Origin of the sequence: Rhodococcus sp. IEGM 1305 (genome assembly GCF_030058635.1) — a bacterium.
In the GTDB taxonomy this organism is placed as follows: Bacteria; Actinomycetota; Actinomycetes; order Mycobacteriales; family Mycobacteriaceae; genus Rhodococcus_F; species Rhodococcus_F opacus_D.
This window is the reverse complement of the sequence record NZ_JASHKX010000013.1, coordinates 35,789-52,731: the sequence shown is the minus strand read 5'-3', so window position 1 is coordinate 52,731 and position 16,943 is coordinate 35,789. Positions and strand designations below refer to the sequence as shown.

The following is a 16,943-nucleotide window of genomic DNA, read 5'->3' as shown; positions in this document are numbered from 1 at the left end:
GGAACCCACCATGAGCCGCTTCGACATCACCCAGACCAACCGCGCCGTCGAACGATTGATCGAAACGACCGACAACAAGCGCCACCTCTACCTCCTGCACGCCTACAACCGTCACCGCTACCTGGAAATGGCCGGACGCTTCGAGGAAATCTTCGCCCCCGACATGACTGTCGCCAACCCCGTCTACCACTTCAACCTGCTCGGCACCACCACCACATTGGAGGGCGCCGACGCCGTCAAGGAGGTCTACCGCGAGTGGACCGGCACGGCCCAGTGCGTGTTCTACGTGGACGACGAGAAGCTTGCGGTCAGCGACCACATGATCGTCTCGACCTCGACGATGTACCAGCAGACCCCCGGCAGTGTCCTCGCGGCCGGCGGGGCACCCGTCGACCCCGACGCCACCTACCTGATGAAGTCCGCCGAGCACATGATCTGGCCCTACGACAACCAGGGCCGCCTGATCGGTGAGGACGTGTGGGAGTACGACGAATCGGTCCGCGAGATCATCGCGCTCGATCCGAGCGAGGTCCTCACCGTCGAGCAGTCCGCCGCGCTGCTCGCGCCGCTCATCAAGCCCCTTCCGGCGTTGAACCCGTTCACCGCCTGACCACAAGCGCACGAACATCGCGGTTCCCCTTCGACGACCAAGTCGTTCATCGACGGGGGACCGTGAGCGAGGCTGCGATGCGCAGGCTCATCCCCCGCCGGCCACGGACGTTCGCCAATGAACGCGTGTCCGAACTACACGACATCGCAGTCCCCGCAATCGAAAGCGCACCAGTGACGTTGACAACCCCGATCACCAGTCCCGACGAGCACGCAGCACCGCTCGACCTCCTGCTCACCAACTCCACCCGCGGTATCGCCGGCCGAATGCTGCCGCGCGGGCCGCTGACCCGGCTCGGTGTCAGCCTCGCCAAGCAGCCCCGCACCCTCGCCGGACGCGGCTCCCTCCTCGCCCGCGAACTGGGCGCCATTGCGGCCGGCAAGTCCGGGCGCGTTCCCGCCAAGAGCGACAAACGCTTCGCCGACCCGGCGTGGCACGCAAATCCCTTGCTGAAACGGACCATGCAGGCCTACCTGGCGGCAGCCGACACCGCCGACGCCGTGTTCACCGACGCGGACCTGGACTGGCGGGACTCGGAGAAGGTGCGGTTCGCCCTCGACAACCTCATCGAGGGTCTGGCACCGACCAACAATCCGTTGCTCAGCCCCCTCGGGTGGAAGGCGCTGATCGACACAGGCGGACTGAGCGCGATCCGCGGAGTGAAAGCCTTCGCCCGCGACATGGCCTCCCACCCACGGGTCCCCGCGATGGTCGACCCGGACGCCTTCGCGGTTGGGGAAACCGTGGCCACCACCAAGGGGGCGGTGGTGCTGCAAACCCGGGCGTTCGAGCTGATCCACTACGCACCGCAGACCCCGGCGGTGCACGCGGTCCCGCTGCTGGTGGTGCCGCCGGTGATCAACAAGTACTACATCGTCGACATCGCCCCCGGCCGCAGCATGATCGAACATTTCCTGCAGCAGGGCCAGCAAGTCTTCACGATCTCCTGGCGCAACCCGCAGGCCCGGCACCGCGATTGGGGCTTCGACACCTACGGCGCCGCGATCATCGAGGCACTCGATGCGGTGCAGACGATCGCCGGGACCGACAGTGCGCACCTGCTCGCCACCTGCTCGGGCGGCATCCTCGCGGCCATGGTCGCCGCGCACCTCGCCGACATCGGGGAGGGCGAGCGGATCGCGAGCCTCGCGCTGGCGGTGACCGTGCTGGATCAGACCAACGCCGGTTTCGCTGCCGCCGCGATGAGCGACCGCGCGGCCCAGGCCGCCATCCGCACCTCCGCCGCCAAGGGCTACCTCGACGGCCGCACGTTGGCCGAACTCTTCGCGTGGCTGCGGCCGACCGACCTCGTGTGGCGGTACTGGGTCAACAACTACGTCCAGGGCCGCTCACCAGCCGCGTTCGACGTGCTGTTCTGGAACTCCGACACCACCAGAATGGCGGCCGCCCTGCACAAGGACATGGTGCTGCTGGGGACCGGCAACAAGCTGACCACTCCCGGAGCCGTCACCATGCTGGGGACGCCGGTCGACCTGTCCACCGTGACCGCAGACTCCTACATCGTCAGCGGGATCGCCGATCACATCTCCCCCTGGCAAGCCTGCTACCGCAGCGCACAAATGTTCGGCGGCAAGGACAACCGATTCGTTCTCTCCACCAACGGGCACATCGCCGCCCTGGTCAATCCGCCGGGCAATCCGCGGGCCTCGTTCCGGGCCGGCAGGGTCGACGAGTCGAGCGCCGACGAGTGGTTCGAGTCGTCGGAGAAGACCAGCGACTCCTGGTGGTCCGACTACACCGGCTGGCTCGCCGACCGCAGCGGCCCGCAGATCGAGGCGCCGCACACCCTCGGTGGCCGCGACCTCCCCCCGCTCGCGCCGGCTCCCGGCACCTACGTCCACCACAACTGACCGCCGACCGAAAGACCACGATGACCACCCATCTCGACACCCCCACCGCCCTCTTGGATCTGTCCGGACACACACTCGGCACGACCGACTGGCTCGACATCACCCAAGATCAGGTGAACCGCTTCGCCGACGCCACCGACGATCACCAATGGATTCACACCGATCCCGCCCGTGCGGCCGAAGGCCCGTTCGGCGGCACCATCGCCCACGGCTACCTCACGTTGTCACTCGCACCGATGGTCCTGGCGGAAGTCCTCGAGATCGACGACACCACGGCCGCTCTCAACTACGGCCTCAATAAGGTCCGCTTCCCCGCCCCGGTACCGGTCGGAGCGCGGCTGCGCGCCACGGTCACCGTCACCTCCGCCCAGCAGAAACCCGCCGGCATCGAGACGGTGTTCGGACTCACGTACGAGGTCGAAGGCGGCGGGCGCCCGGCCTGCATCGCCGACGTCGTCGTGCTCTACCGGTGACGGCCGCCCACCCCGGGCCCGTCGAAGAGAGCTATATCGCGGCGGGCGGGCAGCGCATCAGGGTCAGCGTCCGCCGCGGCACCGGGGTGCCGGTCGTCTTGTGCAACGGCATCGGCGCCAGCTACGAGGTGCTCGACCCCCTCGTCGCGCAGCTCGACCCCGACACCACCGTCATCCGATTCGACGTCCCCGGCACCGGCGGATCACCGGTGTCCCTGGTGCCGTACGGCTTTCCGTACCTCGCCTGGATGCTGGGCCGGATCCTGACCCGGCTGGGCGTCGGCGTGGTCGACGTCCTCGGTCTGTCCTGGGGTGGGGCGCTGGCACAGCAGTTCGCGTTCCAGAATCCGCGGCGCTGCAGGCGCCTGGTCATCGTTGCCTCCGGGACCGGCATGCTCATGATCCCCGGCCACCCCCGGATCCTGGTCAAGATGCTCACACCCCGCAGATTCCGCGACCCCGACTATGCGGCGTCCATCGCCGGCGACCTCTACGGCGGCACCGCCCGCACGCAAAAAGACGACGTCGCCCAACTCTTCCTGAAGCAACTCCACCCCGGATCGAAAATCGGCTACACGCACCAACTCCTCGCGGGATCGGTCTGGACAAGCCTGCCGACACTACCGGCAATACGACAACGGACGCTGATCATCGCCGGAGCCGACGACCCCATCATTCCCGTCGTCAACGCGCACATCATGAAAACGCTTCTCCCACACGCCACCCTGCACCTCCACGACGGCGGACACATCGACCTGATCACCAACGCCACCGAACTCGCCCCAGTGATCGAGACATTCCGTCATACCTAAGAAACCAGCGGTAGCAGCAATACGGAGGGGACGACCGCGCCGGACAGGATGCCGAAGCCGATCTGTTGGCACACCAGGAGGACGACGGTCCCGCGCCGATCGCACCGACTCGGGCGAACGGAGCCATTCTTCATCCCCTCAACCGCTATTGGAGGTCGGCGTAAGGTGTGAAACACCTAATTTGCTCGATCGTGCGAAGCGGTGTGGGCGGTGTCGAATCATCGCATTGCCGGTCCTGAAGACGACGAGCTCTACCAACCAGCCGCGGCCTGTGGTGATCGGTTTCTGATCAACGGCCGGGACTGGGGCGGCGGGTTCTCGTTGGTCGAGCACCGTTTGCCGCCGAGGGTACTTGCGGCTCCGTTGCACAGGCGCATTGATGGGTGTGCAGTGCTCGTCGATCGCGCGGATGTCAGAATGCGGCGAACTCGCCGTGCTGGCCTATCGGGGACCCGAGCCCTCGCCGACGACGTTCGCCCCGGGAAGGGGTTCGCAACCCGGGTATGCCGCTGCCAGCGGGTCGGTCATCGTGTGCGCCGATCGGGTCCACGAGACCCGATTCTCCACGGCCGGGATGACCGGGCGCCGGCTGCACAGCGGGGTGTGCGTTCCGATCGGCTCCGAAGCGGTGTGGGGTGTGTTGACCGCGCACAGTCGTCGTCCTCGCGAATACACCGACCGTGACCTGACCTTTCTGCGCTCGGTGACGGCGGTGCTGTCCGCGGCGATCCGCCGCATCGAGGCCGAAGCCGCGTTGGTGCACCAGAGCTTGCACGATCCGCTGACCGGGTTACCCAACCGCGCGCCGGCCCGCCGTCGGCTCGACGAGGCCCTGGTCGCCGCGCCGCGCGGCGGCACGCGCGTTGCGCTGTTGTCGGTCGATCTACACGACTTCAAGGTCGTCAACGACAGCCTCGGCCATGCCGGCGGCGACGACGCGCTGATCGTTCTGGCCAGGCATCTGCGGTCGGCGGTGCGCCCGGGCGATACCGTTGCCCGCCTCGGCGGTGACGAATTCGTGGTGGTGTGTGAGGACGTCGCAGGTGCAACGGAGGGGGTGGCAATTGCCGCCCGGATCACCGGAAGCCTCGCCGACCTGACCCGGGCCGAATCTCCCGACTGGCCGATCAGTGCCAGTATCGGTGTCGCACTGTCCGATCCGGAGTGCACCCGCGAAGAACTCGTCCGCCGGGCGGACTAGGATGTATCGGGCGAAAGCTGCAGGGCCGGGCGGTTACGCGCTCTACGACGGCACCTTCTAGGGCGGCAGCAGAGCCCGATCGGTGCACTGCGGCCGACGTGGCAGGAAGTCGCGGCCGCCGATAGGCACCCTAGGGAGGGGAAATTGTCATCTTGACGCGGCTCCCGACCCGTCGAATACTTTCTGGACAGGGCGGATCCCGTCGACCTACGACGAAAAGACTCCGCGCTTCGCCCTTGTGACAGAAAGATATTCGCGTCGTCGACTGCTCGTGAACGCATCGGCGTGTCAGGTCGACCTGCATCAGAGGTGAAAGCGATGAACACGAGTGTGCACGTCGGCACGAAGCCTGCCCAGCTCGGCGTGCGTCCCCGCGACGTCGTGGACGTCGGACGGAATTGAGGCGCCCGATGGCCGATTTCGACTCAGATGCGACCCAGGCGGCGTCGGTCCGTGCGGTCGGCCGCGGGATCGTGGCCGAATTGGACGCTGCCGGGTTCGCAGGTGCCGAGGAGGTCGGCCGGGGCGGGTTCGGTGTCGTGTACCGCTGCCTTCAGCGTTCGCTCGGGCGAATCGTGGCGATCAAGGTGCTGACATCGGACCTGGACCCCGAGAACCGCGAACGCTTCCTGCGGGAGGGGTACGCGATGGGTGGGCTCTCCGGTCACCCGAACATCGTCAACATACTGCAGGTCGGCGTGACCGACGCCGGTCGACCGTACATCGTCATGCACTATCACCCCCGTGATTCACTGGCGGTCCAGATACGCCGCGAAGGTCAGCTGCCCTGGCCGGAGGCGATCAGCATCGGGGTGAAGCTGGCGGGAGCCTTGGAGACGGCGCACCGCACCGGCACGCTGCATCGCGACATCAAACCCGCGAACATCCTTCTCACCGCCTACGGCGAGCCGCAGCTCACCGATTTCGGCATCGCGCACATCGCCGGCGGGTACGAAACGGCCACCGGCGGGTTTACCGGGTCACTGGCATTCACCGCACCAGAGGTGCTGAACGGGGAATCGCCGACCGCGAGGTCCGACGTCTACGGACTGGGCGCGACGATATTTTCACTGATCGCGGGGAGGGCGGCGTTCGAGCGGAAGACCGGTGAGGAACTCGTTGCGCAATTCGTGAGGATCAGCAGCCAACCGGTGCCCGACCTGCGCGCCCAGGGCATCCCGGACGGCGTGTGCGCCGTGATCGAGAGGGCGATGGCGACGAATCCCGCTGCTCGGCCGGGGTCCGCCGAGGAGTTCGGACACGAACTCCAAGCCGCGCAGCGACACATCGGACTGCGTTCGGACGCGATGGCGCTGGCACCCCGGGAGGCCGCGCAGGCGACCGAGGAGCGCCCGTCGGATTCCGGTGCCGATGGATACCGTCGAATCCGCTACGAAGGTTCGGACAGCGGTCAGCGTCCGTGGGGCGAACCGACCCAGCAGCTCCAGCCGGATTCTCATCCGTCGGGACCGCCGTTCTGGCCGCCGAATGGCCCGCCGCCCTGGCCGCCGACCGGAGAATCGGGCAGCATCGGAGAGTCCCGCACAGGTCGGCGCGCGGTCCTGACCGTCCTGGCACTGGTCGTCGCGCTGGTGCTGGCCGGCGGCGGGTACCTCATGCTTCGAGAAACCACCGGCCCAGGCACCGCACGACCTACCGTCCAGGACGCCGGCGCTTCTCCTGCCGTCGACCCAACCGCGGCGTGGCGACCGGTCGAGGATGCCCGTGTTGCCCGCCAGCAGACGGCAACGACAGTCGCGGACGGGACGATCTGGGTCTTCGGAGGGTTGGACGACAACGGCGTCTCCGCCCAGCAGGAGGGCTATGACCCGGCCATCGACACCTGGAAGGCCGGCCCCGACCTTCCGGTCCCGCTCAACCATGCGATGGCTGTCACCTACAACGACGAACCCGTACTGATCGGCGGTTGGAAAGCGGAAGGTCAGAACCTGACCGCGGTCGACTCCGATCGGGTGATGGCCATGCGAGACGGCGGGTGGGTGGACCTGCCGCCGCTGAACGCACCGCGGGCGGCTGGGGCCGCGGCCGTGGTCGGCGACAAGATCGTGGTCACCGGGGGACAGGCGAACGGTCAACTGGTGGCGACGACCGAGGTGTTCGACGGTACGAAGTGGACGACGGTCGCGCCTGTCCCCACGCCACGGGAGCATCTGGCCGGGGTGTCGGACGGGACGTACTTCTATGCAATCGGTGGGCGGGATCTGGCGTCGGACCAGAACACCGCCTCGGTGGAACGGTTCGATCCCGCCTCGGGAACGTGGACGACGTTGCCGGCCATGCCCACTCCTCGCGGCGGGCTCGGTGCGGTGTTCATCGACGGCCGCATCGTCACGGTTGGTGGTGAAGAACCGACTCGCGTGCTGTCGACGGTCGAGGCCTACGACGTGGTGGCCGGAACGTGGTCGCAATTGCCGGCCCTGCGCACACCGCGGCACGGGATGGCGGTCGGCGCGGTCGGAAACACGGTGTATGCCGTCGGCGGCGGTATCAAACCGACACACGCCGAATCGACTGCTGTGTCCGAGGCCCTCCAGCTCGCGCCACGCAAGACCCAGTGGGCGCCGGCGTGGCGTCCGCTGAAGGATGCACCGATCGCCCGTCAGCAGACGGCGACGGCCGTCGCGGACGGCACGATCTGGGTGCTCGGCGGACTCGACAATGCGGGGTCGACGCCGAAGGTCGAGGGGAACGACCCCGCCATCGACACCTGGAAGGCGGGCCCCGACCTTCCGGTTCCCCTCAATCACGCGATGGCCGTCGAGTACGGGGGCGAGTTGGTGGTCCTCGGAGGCTGGGTGCCGGAAGGTCCGAACCTCACCGGGATCACGTCGGACCGGGTGCTCGCGCTGCGGAACGGCAAGTGGGTGGATTTGGCGCCGATGAACGAGCCGCGGTCGGCTGGGGCCGCGGCCGTGGTCGGCGACAAGATCGTGGTCGCCGGGGGACAGGCGGACGGCGCGTTGGTGCCGACGACCGAGGTGTTCGACGGCACGAAGTGGACGACCGTCTCGGATATCCCGACCACTCGGGAGCATCTGGCCGGGGTGTCGGACGGGACGTACTTCTATGCGATCGGTGGACGGGATCTGGCGTCGGACCAGAACACCGCAGCCGTCGAACGGTTCGATCCCGCCGCGGGAACGTGGACGACATTGACCGCCATGCCCACTCCTCGCGGTGGGCTCGGTGCGGCGTTCATCGACGGCCGCATCGTCGCGGTCGGTGGTGAACAGCCGACCAAGGTGCTGTCGACCGTCGAGGCCTACGACGTTGACTCCGGCACCTGGTCACCATTACCGCCCATGCCCACGGGAGCTCACGGGATGTCCGTTGCGACGGTCGGTCACACCGTCTACGCCATCGGCGGTGCGTTACGGCCCACCCATGCGGAGTCCACCGCGACTGCACAGGCACTGGATTTCTGGTGAGAGTGCCTGCGCGGACCGGTCGATCTTCCACCGGTCACGCACGCTGAATGTCTTCTGTCCCTGTAGTTGTGCTCAGTAGAGGGGGACTAGACTTGTCATGGGAGGGGCGAGTTTCGCAGGATGCGGGTCGGGTAGGAAGTGGTTCGTGATGAAGGTGACGGCGAAGGCCACCCGTTGTGGCGGCTGGTGGGTGGTGGAGGTCCCGGGAGTCGAGGCCTCTCTCACCCGGGCGCGGCGGCTCGATCAGGTTTCTGCCATGGTGGCGGATGCTGTGCATCTGGTCGAGGATGTGCCGGCCGAGGACATCGAGGTTGTCCTCGACTACGAGATCGGGGATTCGGCGGCGCTCATGGAGGCCCGAGCGGCCCACTTGCAGGTCGAGTCCGCCGCCCACGCGCAGGAATGTGCAGCGCGGGCCTCGCGGGTCGCGGTAGCGCATCTGCGCCGATCGGGGCTTTCGGTGCGTGATATCGGCGTCATCCTCGAGCTGAGCCCTCAACGGGTCTCCCAGCTCGACCGCGCCGGCGCTCGTACCCGATGACAGTGCGAGCGACGGGTGCATACTCGGGGCCGTGAAGTCGGTCTCCGAGTGTGGTCCCGGTACTCGTTCTGGCGCTGAGGATTTCGATGTCCGACACCCTCACGATGTTCCTCGCCGGCGACGTGATGACCGGTAGGGGCGTCGACCAGATCCTCCCCTTTCCCGGCGACCCGGAGTTGAAGGAGCGTTGCGTCCGCGATGCCCGCGAGTACGTTGCGTTGGCGGAGAAGCGAAATGGTCGGATCCCCGGCCCCGTCGGGTTCGGGTGGCCGTGGGGTGAGGCGTTGCCGATCCTCGACGCGGCGGCACCCGACGCCCGCGTCGTCAATCTCGAAACGACCGTCACCACGTGTGCTCGATTCGCTTCCAAGGGAATCAACTACAGAATGCATCCGTCGAACCTGGGGGTGCTCACCGCTGCACGGATCGACGTCTGCGTACTGGCGAACAATCACCTACTCGACTTCGGCGCCGATGGTCTCGTGGAGACCCTCGACGTGCTGACCCGCAACGGCGTGCGGACCGTCGGAGCGGGGCGCACCGTGGCGCAGGCGTGGTGTCCCGTGGTCGTGGGGGGCGGAACGGGTCGTCGGCTGTTGATCTGGGCGGCAGGTATGTCGTCGAGCGGGGTCTCGCCGCACGGGGCGGCCCGCCGGGACCGGCCGGGTGTCGCGTACCTTTCCGAACCCACCGCCGCCGAGGCAGACCGTGTCCTCGACCGGACGCGGCTGATACGGAAGAACACGGACGTGGTGGTGGTCTCTCTGCACTGGGGTTCGAACTGGGGATACGACGTGCCGGATGCGCATGTCGAATTCGCGCATCGGCTCGTCGACGGTGGTGTCGACGTGGTCTTCGGGCACTCGTCTCACCACCCGCGGCCGGTCGAGATCTACCGCGGCCACCCGATCCTGTACGGCTGCGGCGACCTGATCAACGACTACGAGGGTATCGGGGGGCACGAAGGCTACCGCGACGATCTGCGGCTGCTCTACCTGGTGACGCTGGACGCGCGCACGCACGAACTGCTCGAGCTACGAATGGTGCCGATGAGATCCCGGCGGATGCAACTGCAACGCGCGTCGACACGTGACACCGAATGGCTGCGGCGGGTCCTCGACGGGATCAGCCGCGGCTTCGGCACCCGCATCGATGCAGGCGACGACGTCCTCGTCGCCCGCGCGAGGCACGCGAAGTAGAGACCGTCGGGGTACCTTCCGCGGCGCCCGAGTCGAAATCGGACGCCGCCGAAGAGTGGAATCAGGTTACCGATCAGCGTCGACGCCGCCGCGAATCCAGTGCTGGATCCGCCAGATCACGTTGTACAGATTCCACGGTGCGACGTCGTAGGTGTCCCACGGCTGACCGACGTGTGCGGTCCATTCGGGAATCCGCCCACAACAGATCCGGTGATCCAACACGGAATAGAGTGCATTGCAGAATGCAGTACGCATCAGGCTTCTCCTGAGTCGGGGCGGTCCCGGACCGGGACTAGCCTAGGTGCGTTCTGCGCATACGAGCACACTACCGGGCTCCAACGAGAACCTATGGCCCCCACCGCCTAGAATTTCGGGTGCACGGACCCGCAGACGCGGCAATTTCGATCGGCGGAGAGTGGCAATGCAAGTTGGAGCGCTATTCGGGAGATACCGGCTGGACCGTTCGCTGACGGTGGATGTGAGCGGCGAGGTCTGGGCGGCGTTCGACACCGTCACGTCCCGGCAGGTCGTGGTGCGGGTGCTGCCGCCGGATGCTACCGAGGACGACGAATTCTGCGAACGATTCGAACGGGATGTCGGAATCGCGGCGCAGATCCGGAACCCGCACATAGTGCCGATCCACGATTTCGGGCAGATCGGAAACCGACTCTTTCTCGCAACGCCGACGACGCAGGGAACGAACCTGCGGACGATCCTCCAGACCACCAGGCCGATGGAGGTATCACGGGCGGTCGGCGTTGTCGAGCAACTGGCGTCGGCGCTGGAAGCCGTGGGCGCGGCCGGGTTGGTCGAGCAGGAAGTGTCGCCGGCGAATGTGATCGTGCAGGACGGCGGACTGATCCAGCTCACCGACGTAGGGCTCCCCACGATTCTCGGGGCCGCATCGGGCGTCTACGGCCTGACCTGTGTGTTGTACGAGTGCCTCACCGGCGAGGCGTTCCCGACCTCGGCGGTCCCGACGCCGCCCGTCGGCATGGCCGCCGTGATCGCACGCGGGACGGCGGTCGACCCCGCGCGCCGCTATCGGTCGGCGGGCGAACTCGCCGCCGCCGCCCGCGTCGCGGCGCCACCGCAACAGCCTGCCGTCGAGCCCGCTCCCGCGACCCCTCCGATCGACCGGAACCGTCGCCTGATCGTCGCCGGACTTGCGCTCGCCGCGATCATCGCTGTCGCTATTGTCGGTGGCCTGATCATCGGGTCGGGAACATCATCGCCCCACGTTGCCGTGCCTACGCCGTCGTCGAGCGCGGCCGGGCCGGTATCGCCGTCGTCGTCACCGACCGCCATGGCGAACCCGACCGCTGCCGAGCAGGTGCCGCCGGTGCAAGCACCAGCACCGACTCAGGCGCCGGTGGCGGAGGCTCCCATTCAGGAGGAGGCCATACCGACACCGGCGCCGCAATCGCCACCGGTGGTGCCGGCACCCGCACCGCCTCCGGGAGCGTTCGCTCCGCAGGTGCTGCCGTGCTACCCGGGTTACGAGCACACTCCGCCCCCGGACGGTCCGTGTCTCCCGCCCGGCTCGCCACCGGCGAATGCACCGGCACCCGTGCCTGCCCCTGCACCCGCGCCGGCCCCTGCCCCGCAGGTGCTGCCGTGCTACCCGGGATACGAGCACACCCCGCCCCCGGATGGGCCGTGCTGGGCTCCCGCGGGCCCGTGAAGTCTCACCGACGATTGTCGGTGGCGATCCAGGTGTCGTAGACCTCGCTGACTGCTGCGGCGATCGCCGGACCGTGCAGTGTCCGCGCGGCTCGTGATTGTTCGATTTGGATTCCGCCGGCAGCGTCGATGGTCAGGCGGTTGACGAGGTTGGATGGGGATTCACCGCTATGTCGTTCTCCGGGTTCGGCGACCCGAACACAGATTCCGCTTCCGTCGAGTGCCTTCGCGATCGCGTTCCGGACGTCCGCCTTGAGCCGCGCGGGAGCGAGGCCGCCGATGAGGACGTCGTTTCCTCGGTAGCCGTGAAACGACAGCGCCCACCGGAATCGTCTCGCCGACAGGGAGCGTAGAAGCGGAAAGCTGTGCACGCTGAGATCAGTCGAGGAAATGTGCCATGCCCGGTAGGCATTGCCTACCGGTCGCCACCCTTTACACACCCACAGCGTCGAATCGCGTGATCCCAGCGAAGCGACGACCTGTTCAGCCTGCTGATCCGTTCGGGTTTCGATCGCGCCACCGTGCGGTGCCAGGACCACGAGACGGTGATGTCGCCCGTCGTCTTCGAGCCGCTCGATGAACTCACCCCCGATTTCGGCCTCTTCCTCGGTCATCGCGGAGGCGGTGCACCGACGGTCGAGAATCACCGTCTGTCCCGGCGCCGCGCCGAGCCGACGACAGCCACCCTCCGTTATCCCGATGGTGTCGATCTCTTCCACATCGGTATCCGGGATCAAAGTGAACAGTGCGGTCGTTTCCCCGTGGCTCACGCGAGCCTGTTGACGCGGCTCCGCTCCCATCCGAGTCAACATCCGCGGGTGAATCCCGATACGTTCGCCGGCGGATGCCCTGGTGGAGTGATCGTGACGGACTGCGAGGCGCAAAGGCATCGAAACCTGCTGAAACGAACGATGTTCGAACACCCTTTCAGGTTAGGCTCGAATCTGTTGTGGGTGCGGTCGAAACAACTAAACCGCCATCGATCTCGACGGGCGAATCCGGTGACTCGATGAAGCCCCCTTGTCGGCAGTCCTCGTGCGGCGAAGACTCGAATCCATGAGTAATAAAGCAGTGGTCAGTCTCACCACCGGTCTCGAGGACGCCGAGAAGGTGACGGTTGCGTTTCTGGTCGCGGTCGGCGCGGCAGAACAACAGCGCGAGACGCTGATGTTTCTCACGAAAGAAGCGGTACGGCTCGCGCTCGACGGCACGATTCAGGGCGTGGCCTGCGAAGGTTGTCCGCCGCTTCCCGATCTGGCGGCACGATTCGCGACCGCGGGCGGCATCTACATGGTGTGTCCGATCTGCTTCGAGGCCAAGCACCTCGACAAAGACGCGCTGGTATCCAATGCCGAACTCGCCGGGACGGTACCGATGTGGAAGTGGATCGGCGACGAAGGGGCGGTGACCTTCAGCTACTGACCGACGGAACGGGCGGGAGCCGGGTCCAGTTACACTGCGCGCGAGGGTGATCGAGTCGATTCGATCAGGGATCACGGGGGACAGGACCGGCAGTGACCGACCGTTACGTACTCGTCGACACCGACGCCGGCGTCGACGACGCGCTTGCATTGCTCACCATTGCACAGCACGCCGGAACCGAAATCGTCGGTGTCGGAACCGTGTTCGGGAACTGCACCGAAATGCAGGCCGCGCGGAACGCCCTCACCGTTCTGTCCGTCGCCGGCATGCGTGGCGTTCCGGTGTGCGTCGGACAACCACGCCCAGGGCCACCACCTGCCACCAGCTCCCCACACGGACTCGACGGACTCGGGGACCGCGGATATCGGCCACCACCGGGCGTGGGCCCGGCGTCCGAGTCCGCCGTCGATCAACTGCTCCGCGTCGCGCAGGACCGGCCCGGTGCGGTGGACCTGCTGTGCCTGGGTCCGCTGGCCAACATCGCCGCCGCTGTCACACGCGACCCACGGATCCTGACCCGCTTCCGTTCGGTCACCATCATGGGCGGCATGGGACCCGTCTCCCGTAGAGCTGTCGTGGCTGCAGAACAGCCACAATTCCTCGAGAAAGGTGACACCAATACCAACCACGATCCAGTCGCGGCCACGGTGGTTGCTGCAGCGCCTGGGCAGATTACTTGGGTGGGAATGAATGTCACCGGCCGACTCCGATTGGCCTGGGCCGATCTCGTCGCTCGTTCCGCGGTGGGAAAGACGGCGACGTTCGTCCGCGACATCACCGAGGACTATCACCGGTACTGCACGGGCACATATCGCTCCGAGGACCCGATCTACACCGCGCACGATTCCGTCGCGGCCGCCGTGATGCTCGAGCCCACGGTGGTGCTGTCCGCCGTCGGCGCCCAACCCCAGGTGCTCCACGAGGACGGCCGGGCCGCGGTGTGGGGCGTCGCTCCAGCGCAGGGCCCGGCACACCGATTCGTGACCGACCTCGATTTCCGTTCGATCGGTGAGCGGATCACCGCCACGCTCGACGCAGATCTTCCCCACCCGGGCACGACCGGCTAGCAGTGCCCGTGTTCGACGGCGTCGACGCCCTCATGCGGAGGCGTCGAGCAGATGCAGTTCCTCCGCCACGATCAGATCGACCTCCTCGCTGGTCAGTCCGGGCAACAGATGTGCTGCCAACATCGCTCTCACCTCCTCATGTGCTCCTACTTATTCGTCGAATCGGCGATCGCGATATCGACAAGTCGGGCACATTTTCGGTAGGTGAATTTCGGCGTCGACCGCGGGAACCCGATCTCGCCCGAAGTGGTGTGGGAACGTCTGCGGACGCGGCTACTCGCCGTCGACCGGAACGGCGTCCGCACCCGGTGCGGAGGGATCGAACGGTGGCGGATCGGCCGGGTCGAATCCACCCCGCACCGTCGAGCAGGTTGCTCCCGGTTCCGGGTAGGTGTTCGGGTTCTGTCGCAACGCGGTGAGGAAGTCGGAGATCCGCGGATCGGCTACGTCGTCGAGTTTCAGTTGGTGACCCCACGACTGCAGGGACACCGCCGAGTCGAGACCGGGGTACGGCGACATCAGGGTGTACGGTTCGCCGTCGACGTTCGCTGCCAGAGCCGCGATGTCGTCGTCGTCCAGCCGGTCCGGATCATAGGTCACCCACACGGCGCCGTGCTCGAGGGAGTGCACGGCGTTCTCGCTGCGGATCGCTTCGGGATAGACAATGCCGGTGCAGGTTGCCCAGTACTGGTCGTGTGCACCGCCGAACGGGGGACTCTGGTCGTAGGCCACCCGCTGCGGTGCCTGCACATGGGCGGCGGGCGGATAGTCGACGGTGACGACCCCTTCGATTCCCAGTGACGGATCAGGATTGTCCGCGCTCGGCGAGAAGTCGCGGGCTTCGTCGTCGGCTCCGGAAGTCAGCACGTAGGCGACGACGGCGACCGCTGCCACGACGACCACCACGACCGCCAGTAGCAACCAGGGCAGGCGCCGCCGCCCTGCGGACGGTCGAGATTTCGGGTCCACACTGCGGTCGTTCGTCATTGCCGATCCTTCGTCTCACCGGGTGCCCTGACCGCGCATCCCCATCTGCGAAGCATGGTAGTAGACGGTGAGGCAACGCCCGGTTCCGCGATGACCTGGCGATCTACCGGCGGGCCATTGCTGCGATACGCAGATCGCGGGTCCGCGCCTGGTGGGCGATCATCAGGATCCGCGCCATTTCGGCCTTGCCGCTCTGCACGGCGGTCAGGATCTCGCGGTGTTCCGTTTCGATCTGCTGCAGATTGGAGGAGGCCTGGGCTTCCTCCGCGTCCACAACCGAGCAACGTCTCCGGTAGCGGTGTACGGGACCGTCCGAGTCCGCGCCGATGGTCTCCGGTGTAGACGTCGCGGAAGTGTCTCGGACACAACGTATTCGGTGCGCCGGGACGATTCATCCGCGATGCCCGCGAGAACCACCTCGTTTCGGATTCGAGGACATCCGCGTGAAGCACATCGAGATTCACGGGGTGGAACAGCCGACGGCCGACTCATTGGCTGCGAAATTCGAGGCGTCCTGCCCGATCTACAACACCATCAGGCGGGGAAGTGGAATCGAGTTGACCGTCACTGCCCACTCCTAGCTGGAGTCCTTCGTTCGGACGTGGGTGCCGCAGGAGGTTCAGAGTGACGGGCGCGGGCGGGAGATCGCGGTGTCGATCACGGCGAAGATGTCGCGCTGTTGAACCGTGCCGCCTGCGTCGGCCGTCTGGGCCGCCTCGATCAGATCATCGATGAGGCTGTCGAACAGTAGCGCCGTACGAGGGTCGGTTCGGTGGCCGGGATCGTCGAAGGCATGCAGCGCATCGACCGCGTCGCGGTATCGGCCCAGCCCGTCGGGCGCCGCGCTCACCTGCATCGTTTGCACGTTCATCGTGCTCAGCTCCGAACCATGCTGTTGGACAGCCGGGCTTCGTTCACTGCTCGACTGGCGGGATCGCAGCGGTACTGACCGGTCGTGGTGTGCCGGTAGCCCGGGCCATCCTTGACGACGGCGTGCCCGCAGTAGCGGCATTCGTGACCGGACTGCCCTATGCGGATGGTTTCGATGGTTGGGTACGTGTTGGTGCTCATTGTTCTCGTTCGTCGGTGTGGTGGGTGGTCTGTGAAAGTGGGGTTGAACGACTCGGGTGGACTTCGCGGCGCCACTGCCGTAGGGGGCCGCGTCATGCGTATTCGGCGAGGGGTTCGGCCGAACCGACGTGGGCGCGCTCCAATGCCTCCCAGACGAGGTCGTAGCGCTTGAGGGTCATCTCGTCCGCGTTCGCCAGCAGGGCGTCGAGGAGGGAGTGTGGGTCGTCCTGCCAGGAGTTCAGCGCGGCCGCGACGGTTCTGTTGGTGAACAGGCCCGATTGAGCAAGGGCGTGACTCCACTCGTCGAACAGACCGCTGTAGATGCGTTCGACAGCGTCGTGGTCGAATCCCTCGGCGACGAAATCACGCGCGAAGGTTGCCGTGACGTAATCACCGCAGGTAATCGGTTCTGCATTCATCGGTGCGAGCACCCTCCGTCAGTGGCGGCGTCGGACCAGCGGGCGACCCCGGTTCGTGAGTATGAGACAGGTCACATCGTCGCGCACTGCGGGGAGATGGCGCATCGGCCGTTTCACCGGGGGGTATACCTATCTTCT

General features: G+C 66.7%; 19 protein-coding genes. 12 read left to right on the top strand and 7 right to left on the bottom strand.

Annotation, left to right across the window (positions count from 1 at the left end; all coding sequences use genetic code 11):
- The first annotated feature begins 10 nt into the window (after nucleotides 1-10).
- From QM693_RS19595 to QM693_RS19560, 8 genes are all read left to right on the top strand, one after another.
- Nucleotides 11-610 carry a hypothetical protein gene (locus QM693_RS19595; RefSeq protein WP_283353194.1) on the top strand — a complete coding sequence of 200 codons (600 nt, stop codon included), beginning with the start codon at nucleotides 11-13 and terminating at the stop codon, nucleotides 608-610.
- A gap of 173 nt (nucleotides 611-783) precedes the next feature.
- Nucleotides 784-2,481, top strand: coding sequence for a PHA/PHB synthase family protein (locus tag QM693_RS19590; RefSeq protein WP_283353193.1), 1,698 nt, complete (start codon nucleotides 784-786; stop codon nucleotides 2,479-2,481).
- Between the two features lie 20 nt (nucleotides 2,482-2,501).
- Nucleotides 2,502-2,954, top strand: coding sequence for a MaoC family dehydratase (locus tag QM693_RS19585; RefSeq protein WP_283353192.1), 453 nt, complete (start codon nucleotides 2,502-2,504; stop codon nucleotides 2,952-2,954).
- Nucleotides 2,951-3,766 (top strand): alpha/beta fold hydrolase, encoded by an 816-nt coding sequence (locus QM693_RS19580; RefSeq protein WP_283353191.1) that lies wholly within the window; start codon nucleotides 2,951-2,953, stop codon nucleotides 3,764-3,766. Before QM693_RS19585 ends, QM693_RS19580 begins: the two co-directional genes overlap by 4 nt.
- A gap of 379 nt (nucleotides 3,767-4,145) precedes the next feature.
- Nucleotides 4,146-4,967: a sensor domain-containing diguanylate cyclase gene (locus QM693_RS19575; RefSeq protein WP_283334175.1), complete on the top strand. Its 822-nt coding sequence runs from the start codon at nucleotides 4,146-4,148 to the stop codon at nucleotides 4,965-4,967.
- Nucleotides 4,968-5,377: 410 nt separating this feature from the next.
- Nucleotides 5,378-8,416, top strand: a complete 3,039-nt coding sequence (locus QM693_RS19570; RefSeq protein ID WP_283353190.1) for a serine/threonine-protein kinase — start codon at nucleotides 5,378-5,380, stop codon at nucleotides 8,414-8,416.
- A 148-nt stretch (nucleotides 8,417-8,564) separates the two neighbouring features.
- Nucleotides 8,565-8,957, top strand: a complete 393-nt coding sequence (locus QM693_RS19565; protein ID WP_283353189.1) for a hypothetical protein — start codon at nucleotides 8,565-8,567, stop codon at nucleotides 8,955-8,957.
- Nucleotides 8,958-9,043: 86 nt separating this feature from the next.
- Nucleotides 9,044-10,156, top strand: coding sequence for a CapA family protein (locus QM693_RS19560; RefSeq protein WP_283353188.1), 1,113 nt, complete (start codon nucleotides 9,044-9,046; stop codon nucleotides 10,154-10,156).
- A gap of 66 nt (nucleotides 10,157-10,222) precedes the next feature.
- Here QM693_RS19560 and QM693_RS19555 read toward each other — a convergent pair whose 3' ends face one another.
- Nucleotides 10,223-10,411: a hypothetical protein gene (locus tag QM693_RS19555; protein WP_283353187.1), complete on the bottom strand. Its 189-nt coding sequence runs from the start codon at nucleotides 10,409-10,411 to the stop codon at nucleotides 10,223-10,225.
- Between the two features lie 166 nt (nucleotides 10,412-10,577).
- Between QM693_RS19555 and QM693_RS19550 the strand changes: the two genes are divergently transcribed.
- Nucleotides 10,578-11,840 carry a serine/threonine-protein kinase gene (locus QM693_RS19550; protein ID WP_283353186.1) on the top strand — a complete coding sequence of 421 codons (1,263 nt, stop codon included), beginning with the start codon at nucleotides 10,578-10,580 and terminating at the stop codon, nucleotides 11,838-11,840.
- 4 nt (nucleotides 11,841-11,844) lie between these two features.
- Here the strand turns inward: QM693_RS19550 and QM693_RS19545 are convergent, their stop codons facing one another.
- Entirely contained in the window at nucleotides 11,845-12,729 is an 885-nt protein-coding gene (locus QM693_RS19545) for a poly-gamma-glutamate hydrolase family protein (RefSeq protein WP_348539671.1), read from the bottom strand.
- Between the two features lie 166 nt (nucleotides 12,730-12,895).
- Here QM693_RS19545 and QM693_RS19540 point away from each other — a divergent pair, with 166 nt between their 5' ends.
- Complete coding sequence (locus QM693_RS19540) at nucleotides 12,896-13,261, top strand: DsrE family protein (protein ID WP_011593566.1); 366 nt, start codon at nucleotides 12,896-12,898, stop codon at nucleotides 13,259-13,261.
- Nucleotides 13,262-13,353: 92 nt separating this feature from the next.
- Nucleotides 13,354-14,328: a nucleoside hydrolase gene (locus QM693_RS19535; protein ID WP_283353185.1), complete on the top strand. Its 975-nt coding sequence runs from the start codon at nucleotides 13,354-13,356 to the stop codon at nucleotides 14,326-14,328.
- Between the two features lie 273 nt (nucleotides 14,329-14,601).
- Here QM693_RS19535 and QM693_RS19530 read toward each other — a convergent pair whose 3' ends face one another.
- Both QM693_RS19530 and QM693_RS19525 read right to left on the bottom strand, forming a co-directional pair.
- A complete protein-coding gene (locus QM693_RS19530) occupies nucleotides 14,602-15,315 on the bottom strand; it encodes a thioredoxin-like domain-containing protein (RefSeq protein ID WP_283353184.1) in 714 nt (237 codons plus the stop codon).
- A 103-nt stretch (nucleotides 15,316-15,418) separates the two neighbouring features.
- Nucleotides 15,419-15,589: a hypothetical protein gene (locus QM693_RS19525; RefSeq protein ID WP_283353183.1), complete on the bottom strand. Its 171-nt coding sequence runs from the start codon at nucleotides 15,587-15,589 to the stop codon at nucleotides 15,419-15,421.
- A 169-nt stretch (nucleotides 15,590-15,758) separates the two neighbouring features.
- Here QM693_RS19525 and QM693_RS19520 point away from each other — a divergent pair, with 169 nt between their 5' ends.
- The gene (locus tag QM693_RS19520; RefSeq protein WP_280784237.1) at nucleotides 15,759-15,896 is read left to right on the top strand and encodes a hypothetical protein; all 138 of its coding nucleotides are present in this window, start codon (nucleotides 15,759-15,761) and stop codon (nucleotides 15,894-15,896) included.
- Between the two features lie 38 nt (nucleotides 15,897-15,934).
- On the opposite strand, the gene QM693_RS19515 is transcribed toward QM693_RS19520, so the two are convergent.
- The 3 genes from QM693_RS19515 to QM693_RS19505 all read right to left on the bottom strand — a co-directional run bounded on the left by QM693_RS19515 (nucleotide 15,935) and on the right by QM693_RS19505 (nucleotide 16,805).
- Nucleotides 15,935-16,171 carry a hypothetical protein gene (locus QM693_RS19515; RefSeq protein WP_283353182.1) on the bottom strand — a complete coding sequence of 79 codons (237 nt, stop codon included), beginning with the start codon at nucleotides 16,169-16,171 and terminating at the stop codon, nucleotides 15,935-15,937.
- 20 nt (nucleotides 16,172-16,191) lie between these two features.
- The gene (locus QM693_RS19510; RefSeq protein ID WP_105413888.1) at nucleotides 16,192-16,386 is read right to left on the bottom strand and encodes a hypothetical protein; all 195 of its coding nucleotides are present in this window, start codon (nucleotides 16,384-16,386) and stop codon (nucleotides 16,192-16,194) included.
- Between the two features lie 92 nt (nucleotides 16,387-16,478).
- Nucleotides 16,479-16,805, bottom strand: a complete 327-nt coding sequence (locus QM693_RS19505) for a hypothetical protein (RefSeq protein WP_283353181.1) — start codon at nucleotides 16,803-16,805, stop codon at nucleotides 16,479-16,481.
- Between the last annotated feature and the right edge of the window lie 138 nt (nucleotides 16,806-16,943).

Excerpts from the sequence above, each read along its gene's own strand:
- QM693_RS19595 (WP_283353194.1), top strand. The coding sequence starts at position 11 with ATGAGCCGCTTCGACATCACCCAGACCAACCGCGCCGTCGAACGATTG.
- QM693_RS19585 (WP_283353192.1), top strand. The coding sequence starts at position 2,502 with ATGACCACCCATCTCGACACCCCCACCGCCCTCTTGGATCTGTCCGGA.
- QM693_RS19575 (WP_283334175.1), top strand. The coding sequence starts at position 4,146 with ATGGGTGTGCAGTGCTCGTCGATCGCGCGGATGTCAGAATGCGGCGAA.
- QM693_RS19570 (WP_283353190.1), top strand. The coding sequence starts at position 5,378 with ATGGCCGATTTCGACTCAGATGCGACCCAGGCGGCGTCGGTCCGTGCG.
- QM693_RS19565 (WP_283353189.1), top strand. The coding sequence starts at position 8,565 with ATGAAGGTGACGGCGAAGGCCACCCGTTGTGGCGGCTGGTGGGTGGTG.
- QM693_RS19560 (WP_283353188.1), top strand. The coding sequence starts at position 9,044 with ATGTCCGACACCCTCACGATGTTCCTCGCCGGCGACGTGATGACCGGT.
- QM693_RS19555 (WP_283353187.1), bottom strand. The coding sequence starts at position 10,411 with ATGCGTACTGCATTCTGCAATGCACTCTATTCCGTGTTGGATCACCGG.
- QM693_RS19550 (WP_283353186.1), top strand. The coding sequence starts at position 10,578 with ATGCAAGTTGGAGCGCTATTCGGGAGATACCGGCTGGACCGTTCGCTG.
- QM693_RS19545 (WP_348539671.1), bottom strand. The coding sequence starts at position 12,729 with ATGCCTTTGCGCCTCGCAGTCCGTCACGATCACTCCACCAGGGCATCC.
- QM693_RS19540 (WP_011593566.1), top strand. The coding sequence starts at position 12,896 with ATGAGTAATAAAGCAGTGGTCAGTCTCACCACCGGTCTCGAGGACGCC.
- QM693_RS19530 (WP_283353184.1), bottom strand. The coding sequence starts at position 15,315 with ATGACGAACGACCGCAGTGTGGACCCGAAATCTCGACCGTCCGCAGGG.
- QM693_RS19515 (WP_283353182.1), bottom strand. The coding sequence starts at position 16,171 with ATGCAGGTGAGCGCGGCGCCCGACGGGCTGGGCCGATACCGCGACGCG.
- QM693_RS19510 (WP_105413888.1), bottom strand. The coding sequence starts at position 16,386 with ATGAGCACCAACACGTACCCAACCATCGAAACCATCCGCATAGGGCAG.
- QM693_RS19505 (WP_283353181.1), bottom strand. The coding sequence starts at position 16,805 with ATGAATGCAGAACCGATTACCTGCGGTGATTACGTCACGGCAACCTTC.